This window comes from Mannheimia bovis (genome assembly GCF_014541205.1).
Classification (GTDB): Bacteria; Pseudomonadota; Gammaproteobacteria; order Enterobacterales; family Pasteurellaceae; genus Mannheimia; species Mannheimia bovis.
The window spans coordinates 908044-928308 of the sequence record NZ_CP061280.1 but is presented as its reverse complement, the minus strand read 5'-3'; the positions used below and the strand labels follow the sequence as shown (position 1 = coordinate 928308).

At 40.6% G+C, this 20265-nt stretch carries 23 protein-coding genes; 3 read left to right on the top strand and 20 right to left on the bottom strand.

The annotated features are described in order from the left end of the window. Positions 1-111: 111 nt before the first annotated feature. The 8 genes from ICJ55_RS04760 to ugpB form a co-directional block, all read right to left on the bottom strand. Positions 112-951 carry an ABC transporter permease gene (locus ICJ55_RS04760; RefSeq protein ID WP_188157538.1) on the bottom strand — a complete coding sequence of 280 codons (840 nt, stop codon included), beginning with the start codon at positions 949-951 and terminating at the stop codon, positions 112-114. Continuing rightward, the gene (locus ICJ55_RS04755) at positions 948-1817 is read right to left on the bottom strand and encodes an ABC transporter permease (protein WP_188157537.1); all 870 of its coding nucleotides are present in this window, start codon (positions 1815-1817) and stop codon (positions 948-950) included. The genes ICJ55_RS04760 and ICJ55_RS04755 overlap by 4 nt, the downstream gene beginning before the upstream one ends. Beyond that, positions 1814-2887, bottom strand: coding sequence for an ABC transporter ATP-binding protein (locus ICJ55_RS04750; RefSeq protein WP_188157536.1), 1074 nt, complete (start codon positions 2885-2887; stop codon positions 1814-1816). The genes ICJ55_RS04755 and ICJ55_RS04750 overlap by 4 nt, the downstream gene beginning before the upstream one ends. Positions 2888-3067: 180 nt before the next feature. Further along, positions 3068-3814 carry a glycerophosphodiester phosphodiesterase family protein gene (locus ICJ55_RS04745; protein ID WP_188157535.1) on the bottom strand — a complete coding sequence of 249 codons (747 nt, stop codon included), beginning with the start codon at positions 3812-3814 and terminating at the stop codon, positions 3068-3070. Positions 3815-3833: 19 nt separating this feature from the next. Beyond that, positions 3834-4934, bottom strand: coding sequence for an ABC transporter ATP-binding protein (locus ICJ55_RS04740; RefSeq protein WP_188157534.1), 1101 nt, complete (start codon positions 4932-4934; stop codon positions 3834-3836). A 17-nt stretch (positions 4935-4951) separates the two neighbouring features. After that, on the bottom strand, positions 4952-5800 hold the full coding sequence (ugpE, locus tag ICJ55_RS04735) for a sn-glycerol-3-phosphate ABC transporter permease UgpE (RefSeq protein ID WP_188157533.1): 849 nt from the start codon (positions 5798-5800) through the stop codon (positions 4952-4954). Between the two features lie 2 nt (positions 5801-5802). Further along, positions 5803-6678: a sn-glycerol-3-phosphate ABC transporter permease UgpA gene (gene ugpA, locus ICJ55_RS04730; RefSeq protein WP_188157532.1), complete on the bottom strand. Its 876-nt coding sequence runs from the start codon at positions 6676-6678 to the stop codon at positions 5803-5805. A gap of 65 nt (positions 6679-6743) precedes the next feature. Continuing rightward, a complete protein-coding gene (ugpB, locus tag ICJ55_RS04725) occupies positions 6744-8051 on the bottom strand; it encodes a sn-glycerol-3-phosphate ABC transporter substrate-binding protein UgpB (protein ID WP_188157531.1) in 1308 nt (435 codons plus the stop codon). Positions 8052-8392: 341 nt separating this feature from the next. Here ugpB and ICJ55_RS04720 point away from each other — a divergent pair, with 341 nt between their 5' ends. Together ICJ55_RS04720 and ruvC are read left to right on the top strand one after the other, a co-directional pair. Further along, positions 8393-8926 carry a hypothetical protein gene (locus ICJ55_RS04720; RefSeq protein ID WP_188157530.1) on the top strand — a complete coding sequence of 178 codons (534 nt, stop codon included), beginning with the start codon at positions 8393-8395 and terminating at the stop codon, positions 8924-8926. Between the two features lie 65 nt (positions 8927-8991). Next, complete coding sequence (gene ruvC, locus ICJ55_RS04715) at positions 8992-9570, top strand: crossover junction endodeoxyribonuclease RuvC (RefSeq protein WP_188157529.1); 579 nt, start codon at positions 8992-8994, stop codon at positions 9568-9570. A gap of 57 nt (positions 9571-9627) precedes the next feature. Here ruvC and murA read toward each other — a convergent pair whose 3' ends face one another. The 7 genes from murA to mlaF all read right to left on the bottom strand — a co-directional run bounded on the left by murA (position 9628) and on the right by mlaF (position 14512). After that, the gene (gene murA, locus ICJ55_RS04710; RefSeq protein ID WP_188157528.1) at positions 9628-10908 is read right to left on the bottom strand and encodes a UDP-N-acetylglucosamine 1-carboxyvinyltransferase; all 1281 of its coding nucleotides are present in this window, start codon (positions 10906-10908) and stop codon (positions 9628-9630) included. Between the two features lie 191 nt (positions 10909-11099). After that, complete coding sequence (locus ICJ55_RS04705) at positions 11100-11360, bottom strand: BolA family protein (RefSeq protein ID WP_188157527.1); 261 nt, start codon at positions 11358-11360, stop codon at positions 11100-11102. Between the two features lie 16 nt (positions 11361-11376). Next, positions 11377-11700 (bottom strand): STAS domain-containing protein, encoded by a 324-nt coding sequence (locus tag ICJ55_RS04700; RefSeq protein WP_188157526.1) that lies wholly within the window; start codon positions 11698-11700, stop codon positions 11377-11379. An 11-nt stretch (positions 11701-11711) separates the two neighbouring features. Further along, complete coding sequence (gene mlaC, locus ICJ55_RS04695) at positions 11712-12347, bottom strand: phospholipid-binding protein MlaC (protein ID WP_188157525.1); 636 nt, start codon at positions 12345-12347, stop codon at positions 11712-11714. A 46-nt stretch (positions 12348-12393) separates the two neighbouring features. Continuing rightward, positions 12394-12918 (bottom strand): outer membrane lipid asymmetry maintenance protein MlaD, encoded by a 525-nt coding sequence (gene mlaD / locus ICJ55_RS04690; protein WP_188157524.1) that lies wholly within the window; start codon positions 12916-12918, stop codon positions 12394-12396. Between the two features lie 21 nt (positions 12919-12939). Then, a complete protein-coding gene (gene mlaE, locus ICJ55_RS04685) occupies positions 12940-13716 on the bottom strand; it encodes a lipid asymmetry maintenance ABC transporter permease subunit MlaE (protein ID WP_188157523.1) in 777 nt (258 codons plus the stop codon). Further along, on the bottom strand, positions 13709-14512 hold the full coding sequence (gene mlaF / locus ICJ55_RS04680) for a phospholipid ABC transporter ATP-binding protein MlaF (protein ID WP_188157522.1): 804 nt from the start codon (positions 14510-14512) through the stop codon (positions 13709-13711). The genes mlaE and mlaF overlap by 8 nt, the downstream gene beginning before the upstream one ends. Before the next feature lie 221 nt (positions 14513-14733). On the opposite strand from mlaF, the gene ICJ55_RS04675 reads away from it, so the two are divergent. Further along, the gene (locus ICJ55_RS04675) at positions 14734-16128 is read left to right on the top strand and encodes a Do family serine endopeptidase (RefSeq protein ID WP_188157521.1); all 1395 of its coding nucleotides are present in this window, start codon (positions 14734-14736) and stop codon (positions 16126-16128) included. A 72-nt stretch (positions 16129-16200) separates the two neighbouring features. Here the strand turns inward: ICJ55_RS04675 and ICJ55_RS04670 are convergent, their stop codons facing one another. The 5 genes from ICJ55_RS04670 to nrfE all read right to left on the bottom strand — a co-directional run bounded on the left by ICJ55_RS04670 (position 16201) and on the right by nrfE (position 20196). Beyond that, a complete protein-coding gene (locus tag ICJ55_RS04670) occupies positions 16201-16476 on the bottom strand; it encodes a hypothetical protein (RefSeq protein WP_188157520.1) in 276 nt (91 codons plus the stop codon). A 71-nt stretch (positions 16477-16547) separates the two neighbouring features. Further along, complete coding sequence (locus tag ICJ55_RS04665; RefSeq protein WP_188157519.1) at positions 16548-17315, bottom strand: TPR domain-containing protein; 768 nt, start codon at positions 17313-17315, stop codon at positions 16548-16550. An 11-nt stretch (positions 17316-17326) separates the two neighbouring features. Further along, the gene (gene nrfF, locus ICJ55_RS04660; protein ID WP_188157518.1) at positions 17327-17758 is read right to left on the bottom strand and encodes a heme lyase NrfEFG subunit NrfF; all 432 of its coding nucleotides are present in this window, start codon (positions 17756-17758) and stop codon (positions 17327-17329) included. A 3-nt stretch (positions 17759-17761) separates the two neighbouring features. After that, complete coding sequence (locus ICJ55_RS04655; protein ID WP_188157517.1) at positions 17762-18295, bottom strand: redoxin family protein; 534 nt, start codon at positions 18293-18295, stop codon at positions 17762-17764. After that, on the bottom strand, positions 18292-20196 hold the full coding sequence (gene nrfE / locus ICJ55_RS04650; RefSeq protein WP_188157516.1) for a heme lyase NrfEFG subunit NrfE: 1905 nt from the start codon (positions 20194-20196) through the stop codon (positions 18292-18294). Before nrfE ends, ICJ55_RS04655 begins: the two co-directional genes overlap by 4 nt. Positions 20197-20265 lie beyond the last annotated feature (69 nt).

Below are 20265 nucleotides of genomic sequence, written 5' to 3'. Positions count from 1 at the left end.
AGAGAATCTCCTCTGTTGGTTTGGTAAATTTTTGGCGGAATAAGACCGCTTGTGTTTTTTAATTCTGCCCCATAAGCGGGGGCAGAATATGTTGAGCTCATTCGGCTTAGATTACCCCTTGCCATTCGAATGCGATAAATAATTCCCTTTCAGCAATTTCTCGATCAACATCATCAGCAAAATGTTCGGTACGAGTAAAATCAGGGAAACCACCGCTGCATTCGGGCGGATAAACGAGTAACCTAAGAACGAGTAGAGAATAGTCGGCACTGTGATGAAATCCGGCGAGCCAATCACAAACGAAATTGAAAACTCCTCGATACTTTTCACTAAGCAGAAAATAATCGCCGCCAAAAAGCTCGGTTTCAGCATCGGCATATAAACATCTTTGAAGGTGGTCAGCTTGCTTGCGCCAAGGTCGCGGCTGGCATCAATCAGATCTTGCGGTACAGAAGCAAAGCCGGCCGAGAGAATACGGATCGCATACGGCAGTGTCATTACCGTGTGGCCGATCACAATCCCGATAAACGGGCTGCCAATGTTTAAATCCAGCAGCATTCGGCTAAAAAACAGCGCAATAATCATCCCCGGAATCACCAGCGGAATCAGAGTGAGTAACTCCGCAATCCGCTTGCCACGAAATTCCATCCGCCCGAAAGCGTAAGCGGTTGGAATCGCCAGTAAAATAGCAATGGCTGCCACTGTTGGCGCAATGGTATAGCTGTTTAGCATCGCCTCCGGCAGCGACGTGTTTTGCCACACGCTGATCCAGCGTTCAAACGAGAGCGACTGCGGAAACATATCGGGGTACGCCCACGGATGGTCAGGATCAACAAACGACCATAGCCCTGCCATTAAAAACGGAATAAACAGCCAAATCGCATTCCCGAAGATAAACAAACCGAGTGCAATTCGCCCAATCAGCTTGCCGTTTTTGGTTTGTACACTCATTTGATCTCTCCTTTTTTGGTTGCAAGCGGTTTAATCAGTAGCGAAATCAGAATAGTCGCGACCGCTGAAGTGGCCATAATCGTCAGCGCAATCACCGCACTTTGATTCCACTCTTCAAACTGATAGGCGGTCATCTGCATCAGTTTCGCCAGCGAGTAGGTATCGCGCGGGCCGGCAATGCTGTAAAAGGCGAAGTCGCCGAGTGCGCCGATAAAAATCAGGATAAATGACACCTGCACTGCACCTAAACTGAGCGGGAAAATCACATAGCGGAAACGTTGCCACGCATTCGAGCCAAGGTTGGCAGCAGCATCGAGTAAATCGGTACGAATCCCGTTAATTGCACCACCGACTAAAATCAACGCAAACGGAATGTTTTTCCACATCTGCAAAATAATTACACCCCAGCCGTACTCATCGTTTTGCAAGGTTTTCGGGCTATCCCAAATGCCGAGCCAGACCAAAGTTTCATTCAAAATGCCATGGTAGGAGATCATATTGATGAACAAAAATGCCGCCACCAAACCCGGCACCAGCATTGGCGCACGTAAAATCGTTACAATGACAATCTTGCCTTTAATCGGTTTACTCAACCAAATGGCAATCGGATAGGCGGCGATAATTGAGAACAGCGCACCAAACAGGGCGATTTTCAGCGAATAGACGTAGGCTTTGTGGAACACCGGATCAGCAAGCACTTTTTGCCAATGGGCAAAGGTCAGCAGGCTCTCTTCGCCGCCCATATTGTAAAGCCCTAAACTTTGCGCCACGACAATGTAAAAAGTTGAGCCCATCAGCACCACAATCGTGCCAACACCCGAAGCAAGTAGCAGCCAAGCCTTTAGATCATTTCTGAGACTTTTCATTGCACCGCCTCCAAGAAGCAGATCGCCTGCGGGTCAATACTGAACGTCAGTGTGCCATCCGCATTGAGTTGTGGGAATTTGGTCAATTGCAGCCGCACCATCTGTTGCTGCTCGCCATTGCTCACTACGCCCTGAACTTCGGTCAAATTGCCCATAAACGCGGTGTGGGCAACTTTCACCGTGATTTTGTTCGGTTTGTCACTATCGCTACTAACCAACTCGGCATTTTCAGGGCGGAAGCAGAGATAGACTCGCTCTGCGCGCGGTGCAATCTCGGATTGAATTTCAAACTCGCCAAACACTGATTTTGCAAGATATTTTCCGTTTCCGACCGCTTGTACGCTGGCTTCGGCAATGTTGGCAATGCCGATAAAGTCAGCCACAAAGCGGTTAATCGGGCGGTGATAAATTTCCTGCGGTGAGCCGATTTGCTCAATCCGACCTTTATTCAGCACAATAATTTTGTCGGACATCGCCAAGGCTTCGGCTTGGTCGTGGGTCACATAAATACTGGTAAGATTGTGCTGTTTGGAGAGCTGTTTGATCTCAAATCGCACACTTTCGCGTAATTTCGCATCAAGATTGGAGAGCGGCTCATCAAACAAAATCACATCAGGACGGGTCACCATTGCCCGTGCCAACGCAACACGTTGCTGCTGTCCGCCCGAAAGCTGGTTCGGCAGTTTTAAGCGATGGATTTCCAAATCCATTTGACGAATAGCCACATCAAGGCGGGCTTTCTGCTCGTCAATCGCAATTTTGCGCTGTTGCAAGCCGTAACAGATATTGTGCGACACATTCAGGTGTGGAAAGAGTGCGTAGGACTGAAAACACATCGCCGTGTTGCGTTTTTCCGGTGGAATCGGGTTCACATTCTTACCGCCAATCAGAATTTCACCCTCATCAGCAATATGGAAACCGGCTATCAGTTTAAGCAATGATGTCTTCCCACAACCTGACGGCCCGAGCAGGGTTACAAACTCGCCCTCTTCGGCAGTAAACGAGATATTGTTTGCAGCGTAAAAGTCACCGAATTTCTTGGTAATATTTTTGATTTCAAGTTTTGCCATTGGTCAAACCCTCTTGTCTATTTGATTACCATCATCGTACTCAACTTTATCTCATTACGCCATTAGAATTTAATTTTTAAACTCAAATTTTATTAAAAATGTGATCTACTGCACAAAATAAAATGTATAGAAAGTGAAAATTGAGAGAATGTAGAAGATCAGAATCAATCTTCTACAAATCTACTCTTTAGCAGAATATAAACTCGCCAACTTCATATTATCCGTAATCACACTATCTACGCCATTTTCAAATAATGCTGCCACGTCTTGTTCATCATTTGCGGTATAAACCATCACAAATCGTTGAATTCTATGACATTTTTCAACCAATTCTTTACTGGCAATTTTATAATTAAGTACAAAGCCGCTACACTCTAATGCACTGACGGTTTCCCAAGCAGATTCTCGCCATTCTTCTAATAACAAAGCCCTTGGGATTGTGGTATCTGCATCGTAAGCACCTTTGAGGGCATCTTCACTAAACGATGAGAGTAAAAACGGGCAATGTTCGCTATTTGGATCCACAAATTGTTGTAGAAACTTGGCACATTGCATTCCCGTTTTATAGTCCTGATTCGGGTTGGGCTTAATCTCCACATTCAGAAAAGCATTATTCTCCAAAATAAAGGGCACGATTTTCTCTAATAAGGGTATTGGCTCTTGCTGAAATTCATTACTGAACCAACTACCGGCATCAAGCTGATTTAATGTTTGCCACTCAATTTTTGCACTGCCCTGACCTGAAGTTGTTCGATCTAAAGTATCATCGTGTAATAAAAATAACTGTTCGTCCGCAGATAATTTGGCATCGCATTCAAACATTTTATAACCTTTTTGTAAGCCAAGTTGAAAAGCGGCTAAGGTATTTTCGGGCGCTTGGTTGCCACCGCCACGATGGGCGATCAGTTTTGGATATGGGTATGACATAAAATCTTTCTCTATTTTGTTATTCTTGGCGTAATCCGGTGTTGGTATTAAACCAGTGGAGTTGTGAAAAATCCGCTTCAATATGTAACGTGTCGGAAATCTCGTGATGTAACAGATCCGCACGGATTTGATTATGACGGATAATCAGCGGCTGCTTGCCTAATTTGCCGTAAATTAGCTGCTCTGAGCCGAGCAATTCACTAATCGAAATGGCGGTTTGCCAACTTGTTTCGGTGGCAGTATCTACCAAAGTGATATGCTCGGGGCGAATGCCTAAAATCCACTTACTACCGCCAAGTGCTTTGATGCTATTCGGTACAGGCACACCATTTAAAAGCTGACCGTCACAATAAACACTGTTGCTCTTCACTTCAACATTCAATAAATTCATTGCCGGTAAACCGATAAAGTTAGCAACAAAGGTGGATGCCGGTCGAGAGAAGATATTTTCCGGTGTATCGAATTGCTCTATTTTCCCTTTATTCATCACAATAATGCGATCCGCAAGCGTCATTGCCTCTGTTTGATCGTGGGTAACATAAAGTGAGGTAACCCCAATTCTATTGTGGCGACGGCGAATTTCCAAACGGGTTGAAGTACGCAATTTTGCATCTAAATTTGAGAGTGGCTCATCAAATAAAAAGAGGATTGGTTTACGCACAATGGCTCGCCCCATTGCGACACGCTGTCTCTGACCGCCTGATAACTCTTTTGGTTTTTTATCTAAATAGGCTTCAAGCTCTAACATTTTAGCTGCTTCGTTGATGCGTTGCTCAATTTCAGCCGCAGGCATTTTGGCAAGTTTGATACCATACGCCATATTTTCACGCACAGTCATATGCGGATAAAGAGCATAGTTCTGAAACACCATTGCGATATTGCGTTGTGAGGGTTCTAATTGCGTGACATTGCAATTTCCAATCAAAATATCACCGCTTGTAGGGGTTTCTAAACCGGCAATAAGGCGTAATAGCGTGGATTTTCCACAACCAGATGGTCCAACAACGACAATAAACTCCCCCGCTTCAACTTCTACATTGATACCTTTTAAAATCAAATCTTGCGGTTTTTTTGCCGTTCCATAATGTTTGGTAATATTTTTTAATTCGAGTGTTGCCATAAAATTTCCTTAAATTATTATTTTTCTGAATCAATTAGTCCTTTCACTAACCATTTTTGCATCAATAAGATCACAAAGGTTGGTGGGATAAGCATTAACATCACACTTGCCATCACCACATTCCAGCTAATAGGTCCACCGCCTGTATCAAGCATTTTTCGCACGCCGATACCTAACGAGAACATATCTTCGCTGGTTGTCATCAGTAATGGCCATAAATATTGGTTCCAGCCATAAATAAATTGGATGACAAACAATGCTGCAATACTTGGAATGGAAAGGGGTACAAGAATATCTTTAAAGAATGTCATTGCTTTTGCGCCATCCATTTTTGATGCTTCCAATAACTCTTGCGGCACAGTAGCAAAAAATTGGCGGAATAAAAATGTTGCGGTGGCAGAAGCAATCAGCGGTATGGTTAAACCTGCATAGCTGTTAATTAAGTGTAAATTAACCACCACCTCATAAGTTGGGATAATTCTGACCTCAACCGGTAGCATCAGCGTGACGAAAATCAAGATAAAAATTAACCCCCTGAATGGGAAACGGAAGTACACAATCGCAAACGCAGAGAGTAAAGAAATCGTGATTTTTCCCACCGCGATTAGCATTGTCATCACAAAGGTTACCCAAAGCATTCGAGAAACCGGCAATGACGTAGCTGAAGATTCGTTACCCCAAAGGGCAGCCGTATAATTCTGAATCATTTGATCACCCGGCAGGAGTGAAATCGGCACTGAAATCACATCAGTTTCTGTATGCGTAGAAGCAACAAATGCCAGATAAATCGGAAAACAGATCAGCAATACTGCAATCCATAAACTGCAATGCGAAAAGAAATTTAGCAAAGGACGATTTTCAACCATTTTTAATGTCCTCCCTTTTTATCCATATACTTAAATTGCACCAAGGTCAGCAATAATACTGCTACCATTAGAATCACCGATTGTGCTGCAGAACTGCCGTAATCCATTGATTTAAAACCTTCCACATAAATACGATAAACAAGTGTCGATGTGGATTTACCCGGACCACCTTCTGTTAAAGAATCAATAATGGCGAAAGTATCAAAGAACACATAAACAATGTTAATCACGCAAAGGAAGAAGGTTGTTGGCCAAAGTAGCGGGAATTGAATGGTAAAAAAACGTCTCCAAGGACCTGCACCGTCTATCGCAGCTGCCTCAATCAGTGATTTAGGAATCGCTTGCAAGCCTGTATAGAAAAATAGGAAATTATAAGAAATTTGTTTCCATACTGAGGCTAAAATCACCAGCCACATCGCCTGCGAATCATTCATTTGGTGATTCCACTCAATGCCGATTTGCTTTAATCCATAAGCAATCACCCCAAAAGAGGGAGAAAACATAAATGCCCATAAAACACCGACAACAATAGGTGAAACCGCATAAGGTAAAATTAAAAAAGTGCGGTAATAGACAACACCCGTTGTAATGCGATACATAAAAAAGGCAATCAGCAAAGAAAGTAGTAACGCAAGTAAGGTTACCCAAAAGGAAAAGTAAACTGTGGTGTAGACCGATTCCCAATAAGTTGGATCATTCCATAAACGCTTGAAATTATCGAACCCTACCCAATACGTTGTGGTACCAAACATATCTTGCATTTGAAATGATTGGTATAACGCCTGTATTGTCGGCCAGTAGAAAAAAATACCGATAATCAATAATTGGGGCAATAACAGTAACCACGGTAAAAAACGATATCCTGTATATCTTGTCATAGTTATTATTCCTAGAAATAAATATACTCTCCCATCAAATATCGATGGGAGAGAAATAGTAGATATTATTTATTTACACTTCTAAATCTTTCTAGTAGCTCATTACCACGCTTAACTGCATTATCAAGTGCTTGCTGAGCTGTTTTTTTACCTGTCCAGACTTGCTCTAGTTCTTCATCAACAATCGTACGAATTTGCGGCATATTACCTAAACGAATACCACGAGTACGTTCAGTTGTTTTACGAACCATTTGCTCTACAGGTACATCTGTCCCTGGGTTTTGTGTGTAATACCCTGATTTTTCCGTGATTTCATAGGATTTCAACGTAACCGGCAAATAACCTGTGGTCATATGGCTTTTTGCTTGTACTTCAGGTTTAGAAAGGAAATCAAAGAATTGTGCAATACCTTTGTAGTTAGCTTCCGGCTTACCTGCCAATACCCACAAACTTGCACCACCAATCATCGTATTTTGTGGAGCAGCTGCAACATCATCGTAATAAGGTAAGGTGGACTCGCCGAAGGTAAATTTGGCATCACGTTTAATGCCTGAATACGAGCCTGACGAACCGATGAAAATCGCACACTCGCCTGAAGCAAACGCAGGTTGCGAGCTACTTTCACGGCCTTTGTAAACAAACAAGTTGTTTTTTGCCATATCGGCTAAGTTATCAATATGGCGGACGTGTAATGCTGAGTTAAAGGTTAATTCTGCATCTAAACCGTCAAAACCATTATTTTTAGTGGCGAAAGGAACATCGTGCCACGCAGAGAAGTTTTCTAATTGTGTCCAACCCATCCAAGATACGGTTAAAGGACAGGTGCTACCAGATTGTTTCAATTTTTCGGTTACAGAACGAACATCTTTCCACGTTTTAGGGGCTTTCTCAGGATCTAATCCTGCTTTTTGGAAAGCGTCTTTATTGTAATAAAGAACTGCTGTCGAACTGTTGAAAGGGAAAGAAAGCATTTCACCATTTGGGGCTGTGTAATAGCTGCTTACAGCCGGAATATAATCTGACGGGCTAAATTTTAAGCCTGCATCCTTCATAATTTGTGTAACCGATTTTGTTACCCCTTTTGCATAGATCATTGATGCAGTGCCGACTTCATACACTTGTAGGATATCCGGTGCATTACCGGCTCTTACCGCAGCAATCCCCGCAGCCATTGCTTCCGGGTAAGCACCTTTAAAAACAGGCACAACTTTATACTCTTTTTGGCTGTCATTAAATTCTTGTGCTAAACCATTCACCCAATCATTTAATGCTCCACCCATCGAGTGCCACCATTGAATTTCTGTTGTCGCATACGCCGGGGTTCCTAATGTGATTGCAGTGATTAATGCTGTTTTAGTCAATAAGCGTTTCATCTAGACCTCGCTATTATTTATTAAGTTAATTAAGAGTTGTGCATTTCGCACACAGGAAGAATAGCGAAGATTTATGACAGTTTTATGACAATACCAAAATATTCATTTATTTTTTAATAAGCTATAAATCAGCATCTACAAGCGGTTAAAAAAGCACAATTTTTTGCAAAACCAATTATTTAGAAATGAAAAAATAAGAATAATAAAATCAATTAGTTATGATTTAATTGCAAGATTAGATTTATCTTTAGCTATAAAATAAATGAACTTTTATAAAACAATCTGTACTAACTAAACAGAAGCTGTTGCTTCTATTGTTAAAATTACTTAAGGAGAAAACTATGAAATTAGTCAAATTTGTTCCTGCTCTAGCAGCAACTTTAGTATTAGCAGCTTGTTCTAATGCAAATAACCAACCGGCTCCTCAGCCAACCGTAGATCCTGTAACAAAAGTAGCTGACCAAGCAGCTCAACAAGTAAACGAAATTGCAGGCAATGCAGCTCGCGGAGCAGCAGCTGTTAAAGTGGAAAAAGCGACTGATGGCTCAAAATCTATCGTATATCGTTGTCAAAGCGGTAAACGTGTAACTGCAACTTACGCTTTCCAAGGTGACGAAGCTAAAGCAGTAAACTTAGTGTTAAAAGAAGGCAGAAAATCACAAAAAATCCCAACTCTAACACGTAATACAGAAAACCAAGACTTTGCCTCATTCGTATCTGATGAATACATTTGGAACGTAGATAGCAACTTCTCTCTTGCTAATGCAACCAAAGAAACTACAGGTATGCTGACCAAAAAAGGCAAAGATTCTGATGATATCTTGGCAAAACTTTGCGACGTAAATAAACAATTAACGAAAAAATTAAATAAATAGCATTGATTAATTAGACCATAAGCGAGAAGATATACCTTCTCGCTTATTTTATTTATAACAAAGAAATGGCTATTATTTTAGGAATTGACCCCGGCTCTCGAGTAACAGGTTATGGGGTAATCTGTCAAAACGGACGACATTTAGAATATCTTGGTAGTGGTGCAATTCGTACAACTGTGGACGATCTACCTACTCGTCTTAAACGCATTTATGCTGGCATAAGCGAAATTATTACCCAGTTCCAGCCCGATATGTTTGCCATTGAACAGATCTTTATGGCAAAAAACCCTGATTCTGCCTTAAAACTAGGGCAAGCTCGAGGTACAGCAATTGTAGCTGCAGTTAATCACGATCTGCCTGTATTTGAATACGCTGCAAGATTAGTAAAACAAACGGTTACAGGTATTGGTTCTGCAGATAAAATTCAGGTGCAAGATATGGTAACTCGAATGTTACAACTTTCCGCTAAGCCACAAGCTGATGCAGCTGACGCCTTAGCTATTGCAATTACTCACGCCCACTCTATACAACATTCTTTAATTGTAGCAAAACAGAGCCAACAAAACGTAAGAAATGAGAAAGAACAGATTTTAGCCTTGATGAAAACCCGTTATAGTAGGGGCAGGTTTAGGTTGAAAGGATAATAGAAACCGCTTGATAGTTTCACTAACAAGCGGTTCTTTTTGTAGAAAATTTTGCAATTACTCGCCTTCAAATGGTGCAGAGAAACGTTCGATCCTCGCACCAATGCCACGTAATTTTTCCTCAATGTGTTCATAGCCACGATCGATATGGTAAATTCGATCTACAATGGTTTCACCAGTTGCAATACAGCCGGCTAATACTAAGCTAATTGAAGCACGAAGATCAGTTGCCATCACTTCTGCTGATTTTAAGCGATCCACGCCATAGCAAATGGCTGTATTGCCTTCAATTTCAGCTTTAGCACCCATACGGATCAATTCCGGAATGTGCATAAAACGGTTTTCGAAAATCGTTTCCGTAATACGGCTTGTACCGTCTGCCACTGCATTTAAAAGCGTAAATTGTGCTTGCATATCCGTTGGGAAGCCAGGGTGTGGCATTGTGCGGATATTTACCGCTTTCGGGCGACGACCAAGCGAATCTAATGTAATAGTATCTTCTGTAACATCAACTTGCATTCCTGCTTCACGCAATTTTTCAATTACTGCATCAAGCGTGTCTGCTTTGGTATTACGACAAGTAATACGACCACCTGAAATTGCAGCAGCAACAAGGAATGTTCCCGTTTCAATACGATCCGGTACCACGCTATGTTCACAACCACCTAAATGTTCGACACCTTCAATAGTGATCATATCAGTCCCTGCACCGGAAATTTTCGCACCCATTGCATTTAAGAAATCTGCAGTATCCACAATTTCAGGTTCACGGGCAGCATTTTCAATCACAGTTGTGCCTTTAGCTAAAGTTCCTGCCATCATAACTGATAAAGTTGCTCCTACGCTCACTTTATCCATATACACTCTTGTACCGTTTAAACGACCATTTGAGGTTGCCTTTACATAGCCTTCATCTAGCTCAATTCTAGCACCCATTTTCTCTAAACCTGAGATGTGCATATCTACCGGTCTTGCCCCGATAGTACAACCACCCGGCAAAGATACTTGTCCTACGTGGAAACGAGCTACTAAAGGTGCTAACGCCCAAATTGAAGCACGCATTGTCTTAACTAATTCGTATGGTGCAACATAATTATTGATATTGCTTGCATCAATATGCACAACACCTTTTTCCTCTGCTTTTTCAACAACTACGCCTAATTGACGTAAGATTTTAAAGGTGGTATCAACATCTTTTAAATCAGGTACATTTTTTAATGTAACCGGTTTTTCTGCCAAAATAGAGGCAAACAAAATAGGCAGGGCTGCATTTTTTGCACCGGAAATATCTACCGTTCCACTCAAAGAGAATGGACCGTACACACGAAATTTTTCCATTTGGGATTAGTCCTAAAATTAAGAAATAGTAATTTGTAACGAAATATAAGCGGTCGCAAAAATCATCGTTTTTGAACTATGGCTTTGCCAATCGTAGCGAAGCTGTGCACAATCCTTACAAAGGATTGTGAATAATTTTTACTAGAAATTTGCAAAAAATATTATTTTTTAACCGCTTGTAAAACTTGGTATTAACCCACCATATTCAATAAACGCTCAGTTTTCCATTTTTCTGTACTGAACACTTTGATGGTCAATGCGTGAATTTCATTTGTGGTGAAATAATCTGCTAAGGGAGCATAAACCGCTTGTTGTTGTTTTACTTTTGAAAGTGTGGCAATACTATCACTCACTACAATTACACCAAAGTGGGCATTTTCGCCTTGTGCGTGAACTTCGGCTACATCGGTTAGGTTTTGTTTTAAAATTTCTTCAATTTGTGATGGGGTCATTATAAATCCTAATTATTTAAATAATAAATTGTTCAAACCAACCGTCTAAATCATAAAGTTCTGCTAACGTTCTCACAGAATTTGGCGTATTAATTAAACTGTTTGGTGTAATTTTATGGTAATGATTTAATAATTCAGCAAGTAATGTAAAACCGGCAGAATCCACCCGAGTAATCTCTTTTAAATCCCAATATAACGTTTGATTACCTTTAATAGATAAAAAAGAAGCACGTTGCTTCCATAACGGAAGCAACGTGTCACGAGTTAATTCGCCCGACAGTTTCACAAATAGACTTTCATTGTTTTGCTGAATGTCCCATTGTAATGTTTTTTGAGGCATAACTAAACTACTTATTTTAATGTAATCGGTTGTTTTGCAGATTGAGCAACTTGTGCCGTTAAAGCATCAATGCCTTTTTGACGAATTACACCTGCCCATTCGTTTTGTTTGGTTGCCACCATACTCACGCCTTCAGCAGCCATATCGTAGGCTTGCCATTCACCGCTTTTGCTGTTTTTACGCCATTTAAAATCTAATTTAATCGGCTGTGCAGCACCGTTTGCCAATACGTTTACACGAATGCTTACAATTGATTTGCCATCTACTGATTTCGGGCTTTCAATTTGAACGGTTTGATCTTGGTATTGAGTTAATACTTGTGCATAAGATTGCTCAACAAATTGACCAAAAGCAGCAAAAAATGCTTCTTTTTGTGCATCGGTTGCAGAAGCTAAATTTTTACCTAACACTAATTGACCTGCATATTTGACGTGAACGTGCGGCATTAAATCGTTACGCACGATAGTACGCAAATATTCAGGATTTGCTTTGATTTTGCTTTGATTTGCTTTGATATTGCCAAATAATTTATCTGCTGTTTGCTGCATTAATACATAAGGGCTGGTTTCTGCAAATGCTGTAGTTGAGAATAATGCGGAAACTGCTACTAAACCTGTTACGATAATTTTTTTAATGTTTTTTAACATTATTGATAATCTCCAAAACTCTAATTAGAGGTGCTTGTTACTTAAATTACTCTGCTTTTGGTTCTGCAGAGTCACTTGTTTTTTCATCTTCAGTTTTATCTGACTTTTTATCGCCATATAAGAACTGACCGATTAAATCTTCTAATACCATAGCGGAATTGGTATCCACAAAGGTATCGCCGTCTTTCATCATTGCGGTTTCGCCTTCCATCACAAAGCCGACATTTAACGCAACATATTGTTCGCCTAATAAACCGGAGGTTTTAATTGAGAGTGAGCTGGTATCCGGAATTTGGTTAAAATTCTCATTTACTGCTAAGGCTACTTTCGGTGTATAGGTTTTACTATCAAGGGAAATATCTGCCACTCGACCTACTACCACGCCTCCAACTTTAATTGGTGCACGAACCTTTAGTCCACCAATATTATCAAAAGTTGCGTAAAGAGTGTAAGTTTTCTCACTAGAGAGGCCTTGTACGTTTGCTACTCTCAATCCTAAAAAGACTAAAGCCCCTAAGCCAAGCAGTACAAATAAACCTACCCAGAATTCATATTTAATTGATTGACGCATTGTCTGTTCCTTTTCCTAAAATCAACCGCCGAACATAATCGCAGTTAAAATAAAATCTAATCCCAAAATCACAAGTGAAGCATTTACCACAGTTTTTGTCGTCGATTGGCTAATCCCTTCTGAAGTTGGCACACAATCATAGCCGTTAAATAATGCGATCCACACTACAGCAAAAGCGAAAATCACGCTTTTAATAAAGCCATTGATTAAATCGCTGGCATTAACAGAATTTTGCATTACAGACCAGAAACTACCGCCATCAACACCTTTCCAATCTACCCCGACAAGTGAGCCCCCCCAAATACCAATAGCGGTAAAAATGGCTGCCAAAATCGGCATTGAGATCACACCAGCCCAAAAACGAGGGGCAATAATACGTCTGAGTGGATCAACCGCCATCATTTCAAGGCTGGAAAGTTGTTCTGTCGCCTTCATTAAGCCGATCTCTGCAGTTAATGCCGAACCGGCACGCCCTGCGAATAATAATGCGGTAACTACAGGTCCGAGTTCTCGTAATAATGAGAGAGAAACCAATGTGCCTAGACTGCTTTCCGCAGCAAAATCCACCAACACCACATAGCCTTGTAAGCCTAATACCATACCGATAAATAAGCCCGAAAGCATAATGATTAAGAGAGATTGCACACCGAGTACATAAAGTTGCTTAATCAGCAACGGCGTATGTTTTCTAAATTCAGGCTTACCGATTAATGCTCCCCACAACATAAAGGCTGAACGCCCTAAGGTACGGATAAAATTAATCACAAAAGCCCCGATTGAGCTAATAAAACTAACCATTAAATAGCTCCTCTGTATACTCTTTTGCCGGATAGTGGAAACGCACAGGACCGTCTGCTTTACCCGATAAAAATTGCACAACTTGCGGATCTTGGCTTTCTAACAACATTTCCGGTGTGCCTTCCGCAATAATACGTTTATCCGCCACAATATAGGCATAATCAGCGATACTTAACACTTCTTTCACATCGTGAGATACCACAATAGAGGTGAGATTTAATGCTTGATTTAGCTCTTTGATCAACTCCACAATCACACCCATACTAATCGGATCTTGCCCTGTGAAAGGCTCATCATACATAATCAGATCAGGATCAAGTGCAATCGCACGAGCAAGTGCTGCTCGACGAGCCATACCGCCTGATAACTCGGAAGGCATTAAATTTGCCGCACCTCGAAGCCCAACCGCTTCAAGTTTCAACAACACTAATTTTCTAATGAGTTCTTCAGGTAAACGCGTATGTTCTCGAATTGGGAAAGCTACATTGTCAAAGGTAGAAAGATCGGTAAACAATGCACCTGATTGAAACAACATTCCCATTCGCTGACGAATTTCGTAAAGTTCTTTATTGTTGGCTTTACAAATATCTCTGCCATCAAACAAAATTTCTCCCGACTCGGGTAAAATTTGCCCGCCAATTAAGCGTAATAAGGTCGTTTTACCAATGCCGGACGGACCCATAATGGCAGTTACTTTACCCTTTTGCACTTGCAAATTGAGATTGTCATAAATCACCCTCTCCCCTCTTTTGAAGGTTAAGTTCTTTACTTCAACCAAATTTTCCGTTTTAGACATCAAAATAGGACTCAAATTAATAAAAGTGATGTATGGTCTATTAAATTTAAGAGAATGTCAAAAAACTTTTAATAAGCTGACAAAACTTTGGTTTACAAGCGGTTCGATTTTAGAAAAATTTTGCAAATTGATGAACTGACAAAAAAAGGGATTGTCTTAGTAAACACGAGTGATTTCACTCGTAGATTATAAAAACATAGGATATAAGGAACATACACAATATGAATAAAACACTCAAAAAATCATTTTTAACCGCATTAGTTTTAGGCTCAAGCATCTTAGCAATGCCAATGGTGGCACAAGCAGCATTACCCACTCAAGTGGATGGTCAGGCAGTGCCTAGCTTAGCACCGATGTTAGAAAAAGTTCGCCCTGCTGTAGTAAGCATTGCAGTTGAAGGCAAAACAAAAGGCGATTCTCGCCGCACTCGTGATATCCCACCCGAATTTGAATTTTTCTTCGGTCCGAATGCGGATTTCTTTGGTGATCGTCAATCAGCACCTCGTAACTTTCGTGGTGTAGGTTCAGGCGTTATCATTAATGCAGAAAAAGGCTATATCATCACAAATAATCACGTTATTGATAATGCAGATAAAATGACAGTAAAACTGGAAGATGGACGTGAATTTAATGCGAAATTAGTCGGAAGTGATCCACTTTCAGACGTAGCCTTAATCCAGATTGAAAATCCGAAAAACTTAACTGAAATTAAATTTGCTGATTCCGATAAATTACAAGTGGGCGATTTTACAGTCGCAATCGGTAATCCATTTGGTTTAGGGCAAACGGTAACATCAGGCATTGTTTCTGCACTTGGTCGCTCAACAGGCAAATCAGATGAAGGTTATGAAAACTATATCCAAACCGATGCAGCAGTCAATCAAGGTAACTCAGGCGGTCCGTTGATTAACTTAAAAGGAGAATTAATCGGTATCAATACTGCGATTATCTCTCCTAGTGGCGGTAATGCAGGTATTGCTTTTGCAATCCCAAGTAATATGGCAAACAACCTTGTAAGCCAAATTATTGAATTCGGTGAAGTAAAACGTGGAATGTTAGGTATTAAAGGCGGAGAATTAAATGCCGATTTAGCCAAAGAGTTTAATATTTCTACCCAGCAAGGTGCATTTATCAGCGAAGTATTACCTGATTCTGCCGCAGCTAAAGCAGGCTTTAAAGCTGGCGATGTAATTACTGAAATCAACGGTCAAAAAATCCGTAGTTTCAGTGAATTACGAGCCAAAGTTGCTACTTCAGGCGTAGGTAAAGAGATTGAACTCACCTACTTGCGTGATGGCAAAGAAGACAAGGCAAAAGTTACCCTACAATCAGATTCAGAAGCTAAAACCACTGCAGAAAACGTCATTCCTTCATTAAAAGGAGCGGAGTTTAACAACTATAGTTCAAAAGGAATGAAAGGTGTTGAAATTTCAAATGTGGAAAAAGGCTCTATTGCTGAAATGCGTAGCTTGAAAAAAGGCGACATTATTATTGGCATAAACCGCCACTCTGTTGAAAATATTGCTGATTTACGCAAAATTTTAGATGCGAAACCATCTGTGGTTGCACTTAATATTGTGCGTGATGGGGCAAATTTCTATGTGATTTTGCAATAAATGAATAAAGGTGGGGTAAAACCCACCTTATCTTTAGAAAATAAAGCTATTACCATAGCTCTAAGAGTTAATTTATAATCCAACCCAATAAAAAACAGTAATTCCATTCTCTTCCGATATGTTTATATTTGGATTTTCATATAACCGGATATTTTTGTGCGAAACCAGATTCCTAACTTTTTGGGAAAATTTACTGTCATTTCTACCACATAAAATATCAGCATCATTACCGGTAGGATTCATCAATTCCTCAAGTTCTCTAATTAATTCTGTCGTAGTTATTTTTCTTTTATTTTGGATCACACCCAATGCAACTTGTGCTATTTCTCTCTCTGAAAAATTACTCATATTTTCTCCTTAAAACAATTTACCTCTTTAAAAGATTATATAAATTTAATTTCCCACTTCAAGATCTGAATCTATTTTTCTTTTTGCCCTTCCAGCATCTGCCTCGCCATCTCCATACTTTGAATAATCACTCGGCGGTTAATAGCATCATTGTTGCTATCTAGCACTTTTCTCCAGTAATCAAGTGCTTGCTGGTAGTTATTATTTAGAAAGCCATCTGAGGCTCGTAGCAACAAACTGGCACTTTCATTTTTATCTAAGCTCAAGGCTTCATCAATAATAGCATCAATTTCTGTGGTCATTTTCTGCCCGTTATCGTAATAACGAGCGGTAGCAACTGCCCCTAAAATAGCGGCTTTTTTACCAAGTAGTTTTTGGGCATTGCTGTAGCAAACTAAGGCAGAGTCGAAGTCATTGCTTAACATATAAGCCTGCCCTAATTCATACCACAAGTCTCCATTATTCGGATTTTCTCTTAGCTGATTTTGTAGACTGATAATGTAGCGTTCATTTTTTGATGTGCCGTGCTGCTCGCTTACTTGTTGCTGGAAATCTTTGTGGACTTTCAAGCCTTCTTGTACAACTTGATAACGCCCTGAGAAAGCATAGTAAGCAGTTCCTAACAATAAAATTGCGATAAGTGAAAGCATTGCCATTTTAACAAGCGGTCGATTTTTAACGTTATTTTGCAACTCACTTTTTTCAAATTGAGCCTTCTCAAATTGGTAACACTGCTCTGCCTCACGCTCATATTCTTGCTTCACATCATCTGCAAAATATTGAGCAAATTTGACCGCTTGTTGATAATTTTCTCTGCTTAATTGATCACGGGTTTCCATTGAATTTACTCTTATTTGGTTCTATTTTTTCGAGTTCGCCATAAAATCGCAATAAACAATAAGCCGAACAATCCAACCGGTAAGCCCCAGAGCACCCACGTTTGTGGTGTAAGCGGTGGCTGGTAATTCACAAAATTGCCGAAACGTTCGGTCATAATGCGGATAATTTCCTCATTACTTTTGCCTTCATTTACCATTTCATACACTTCAATCCGCAAGTTATAGGCGGCAGTTGCGTTTGATTCCACCAAATTTTGGTTTTGGCATTGTAAGCAACGTAAAGAGCGAGCAAGTGAAATTGCCCTTACTCGGTCTGCTTCATTTTTGAATTGGAATGTATCTACCATATCTGCTTGGGCAGTGTTAATGCAAACACTCATCGCAAATGCAAGCGGTAAAATTTTGGCAATTTTTTGCAAAAGTGAAAATAGGTTATTTATCATTCACTATTTTTCCTTCCTAAGTGCCTCTAATCGTGGCAGAAAATCTTGGGCAAAATCCGGGTTGTAGCCTTTTTGTTGATAACGCACCACGCCGTGTCGATCAATTAAATAGCTCGATGGAGCTGATGAAACTTTAAGTGTTTGAATTAAATAGCCTTTTTCGTAATCATCAATAATCAAGCTAAACGGATTTCCCCAGTTTTGTAACGCTTTAAGAGCATCATTTGGGCGGTCGCTATAGGTTAAACCGACAATCGGCACACCTTGCTGTTTGAGTTCCAACAAAATCGGAAATTCTTTAATGCACCAAGTACACCAGCTTGCCCACACATTGAGAATATAAGGCTCTTGAGGCAAGCTGTTGTTATTTAAATGAGCATTGCCATCAAGTAAGTTTTTGCCCACAAATTCAGGGAAAGGCTTACCCTGCCAATCTTCGGTTGGTGAAAGTGCATCTTTATTCATTAACGGCACGGCAAGAAAGCCCACAATCATTACAAGTATCAAAATAGGAATAAGTAACAGTGCTTTTTTCATTTTTTATGTTCTCTACGATAGCCGAATAATGCCAAAATGGAGGCAATAATCATAATAATACCACCCAGCCAAAGAGCTTGCACATAAGGCTTGTAATGCAGGCGGAAAGCGTATTCTAAATTACCGAATTTATCGCCCATAACAATGTAAATATCGTCTAAATAGTGGTGATAAAGCCCGACCTCTGCCATCGTCATCGTACGCACATCATAATAACGTCTTTCCGGCGTTACTGTTGCAAGCACTTTTTCATCTTTACTAATGGAAAATACCGCTTGTTCTGAGGTGTAATTTGGACCAATTAGATCGTGGTAATCTTGATATTTGAAGGTGAAACCTGCTAATTCTGCCTGTTCATTTGGTTTTAAACGCACGCCGATTTCATCGCCATAATAGCTGTTCATCATCGCTCCAATCACGCAGATCGCAAAGCCGATGTGGGCTAATCGCATTGCAAGCGGTTTTATTTTGAACATAAATGGCAAATAAGGGATATGGGTTAAAATAATCCATACCGCGAAACTGATGAACACAATTGGCAGTAGCACGAAATCAAAATGCGGTCTTTGTGAAATAGAGGTGTAAATTATGCCAAGAGCCAAGCCTACTGCCACAGGGAATAACCATAATTTTACTAAAATCTGTTTAATTGGGATCTGTTTCCAGCGTAGCACTACTGCAAATCCCATCACTACCATTAGCAGTAAACTAAGCGGAGCAAAAACACTATTGAAATACGGAGCACCAACCGAGATCGCTCCCCAATTCATTATGGTAAAGATCATCGGATAAAATGTACCTAACAATACGACACAAGCTGCTACACTAAATAAGCCGTTAATCAGTAGGAATGCCGTTTCTTTCGAAAGCAAATCAAAACGAACTTTGCCTTGCCATAAATTGGCTCTAAAGGCGAAAAGAGCTAAAGCAACAAAACTGAGACTAAAAAAGAGGATAAGAATTGCCATTCCTCTATCGGGATCAACCGCAAAAGCGTGAACAGAGGTTAGAACCCCGGAGCGAACAATAAATGTGCCTAATAAACTTAGGGCGAAAGCAAAGATTGCAAGTAGAATTGTCCAGTAGTAGAACACTCCTCGTTGTTGGCTCACAATCAAACTGTGCACTAATGCGGTGCCTAATAACCAAGGCATTAATGAGGCATTTTCGACAGGATCCCAGAACCACCAGCCGCCCCAGCCGAGTTCATAATACGCCCACCAAGCTCCTAAAATGATGCCTGCAGTGAGAAATCCCCACGAAATCATCGTCCACGGGCGAATCCAACGCATTACTGCCGCATCCATTCCACCAGAAATTAATGCCGCTACAATCATCGCAAAACTCACCGCAAAGCCTACATAGCCTAAGTAAAGTAGCGGAGGGTGGAAGATTAAACCAATATCTTGCAACATTGGATTGAGATCTCGCCCTTCCGGTGGTGGTGGAAAACCTCGCTCGAACGGGCTAGAAACTAACAAAATGAAAAGCAGGAAACCAAGCGAAATCAGCCCCAGCATTACCAGAGTTCGATTGGCAAACAAGCGGTCAATTTTTTGGGAAAATTTGCAAAATACCGCAGACCAAAGCACAAGAGCGGTAAGCCAAAACAGCATTGAGCCTTCGTGTCCGCCCCAAGTAGCAGCAAATTTAAAGAAATCAGGAAGTTGGCTATTGGAATGGGCTGCGACATAGATAACCGAAAAGTCATCTGTCAAAAAAGCATAGGCTAAAGCGGAAAAGGAAATTGTGGTAAAAGCAGCTTGCAAATAAGTAAACAAAGGCGATAACGCCAGCCAATGATATTGCTTGCGTAGCTCTCCCCAGAGTGAAAAACCAATTTGAAAAACCGCTGAAATCGCAGCCAATAAAAGTGAAAAATAGCCTAGTTCAGGTAGCATAAATTATCCAAAGATGACTGCGTTTAGAATAAAACGGGAGGGTTAAAACCCTCCCCTACATTCATTAGA

What these genes read in the sequence shown, in the direction of transcription:
- ICJ55_RS04760 (WP_188157538.1), bottom strand. Translation starts at nt 951, where the DNA reads ATGAGTGTACAAACCAAAAACGGCAAGCTGATTGGGCGAATTGCACTC.
- ICJ55_RS04755 (WP_188157537.1), bottom strand. Translation starts at nt 1,817, where the DNA reads ATGAAAAGTCTCAGAAATGATCTAAAGGCTTGGCTGCTACTTGCTTCG.
- ICJ55_RS04750 (WP_188157536.1), bottom strand. Translation starts at nt 2,887, where the DNA reads ATGGCAAAACTTGAAATCAAAAATATTACCAAGAAATTCGGTGACTTT.
- ICJ55_RS04745 (WP_188157535.1), bottom strand. Translation starts at nt 3,814, where the DNA reads ATGTCATACCCATATCCAAAACTGATCGCCCATCGTGGCGGTGGCAAC.
- ICJ55_RS04740 (WP_188157534.1), bottom strand. Translation starts at nt 4,934, where the DNA reads ATGGCAACACTCGAATTAAAAAATATTACCAAACATTATGGAACGGCA.
- ugpE (WP_188157533.1), bottom strand. Translation starts at nt 5,800, where the DNA reads ATGGTTGAAAATCGTCCTTTGCTAAATTTCTTTTCGCATTGCAGTTTA.
- ugpA (WP_188157532.1), bottom strand. Translation starts at nt 6,678, where the DNA reads ATGACAAGATATACAGGATATCGTTTTTTACCGTGGTTACTGTTATTG.
- ugpB (WP_188157531.1), bottom strand. Translation starts at nt 8,051, where the DNA reads ATGAAACGCTTATTGACTAAAACAGCATTAATCACTGCAATCACATTA.
- ICJ55_RS04720 (WP_188157530.1), top strand. Translation starts at nt 8,393, where the DNA reads ATGAAATTAGTCAAATTTGTTCCTGCTCTAGCAGCAACTTTAGTATTA.
- ruvC (WP_188157529.1), top strand. Translation starts at nt 8,992, where the DNA reads ATGGCTATTATTTTAGGAATTGACCCCGGCTCTCGAGTAACAGGTTAT.
- murA (WP_188157528.1), bottom strand. Translation starts at nt 10,908, where the DNA reads ATGGAAAAATTTCGTGTGTACGGTCCATTCTCTTTGAGTGGAACGGTA.
- ICJ55_RS04705 (WP_188157527.1), bottom strand. Translation starts at nt 11,360, where the DNA reads ATGACCCCATCACAAATTGAAGAAATTTTAAAACAAAACCTAACCGAT.
- ICJ55_RS04700 (WP_188157526.1), bottom strand. Translation starts at nt 11,700, where the DNA reads ATGCCTCAAAAAACATTACAATGGGACATTCAGCAAAACAATGAAAGT.
- mlaC (WP_188157525.1), bottom strand. Translation starts at nt 12,347, where the DNA reads ATGTTAAAAAACATTAAAAAAATTATCGTAACAGGTTTAGTAGCAGTT.
- mlaD (WP_188157524.1), bottom strand. Translation starts at nt 12,918, where the DNA reads ATGCGTCAATCAATTAAATATGAATTCTGGGTAGGTTTATTTGTACTG.
- mlaE (WP_188157523.1), bottom strand. Translation starts at nt 13,716, where the DNA reads ATGGTTAGTTTTATTAGCTCAATCGGGGCTTTTGTGATTAATTTTATC.
- mlaF (WP_188157522.1), bottom strand. Translation starts at nt 14,512, where the DNA reads ATGTCTAAAACGGAAAATTTGGTTGAAGTAAAGAACTTAACCTTCAAA.
- ICJ55_RS04675 (WP_188157521.1), top strand. Translation starts at nt 14,734, where the DNA reads ATGAATAAAACACTCAAAAAATCATTTTTAACCGCATTAGTTTTAGGC.
- ICJ55_RS04670 (WP_188157520.1), bottom strand. Translation starts at nt 16,476, where the DNA reads ATGAGTAATTTTTCAGAGAGAGAAATAGCACAAGTTGCATTGGGTGTG.
- ICJ55_RS04665 (WP_188157519.1), bottom strand. Translation starts at nt 17,315, where the DNA reads ATGGAAACCCGTGATCAATTAAGCAGAGAAAATTATCAACAAGCGGTC.
- nrfF (WP_188157518.1), bottom strand. Translation starts at nt 17,758, where the DNA reads ATGATAAATAACCTATTTTCACTTTTGCAAAAAATTGCCAAAATTTTA.
- ICJ55_RS04655 (WP_188157517.1), bottom strand. Translation starts at nt 18,295, where the DNA reads ATGAAAAAAGCACTGTTACTTATTCCTATTTTGATACTTGTAATGATT.
- nrfE (WP_188157516.1), bottom strand. Translation starts at nt 20,196, where the DNA reads ATGCTACCTGAACTAGGCTATTTTTCACTTTTATTGGCTGCGATTTCA.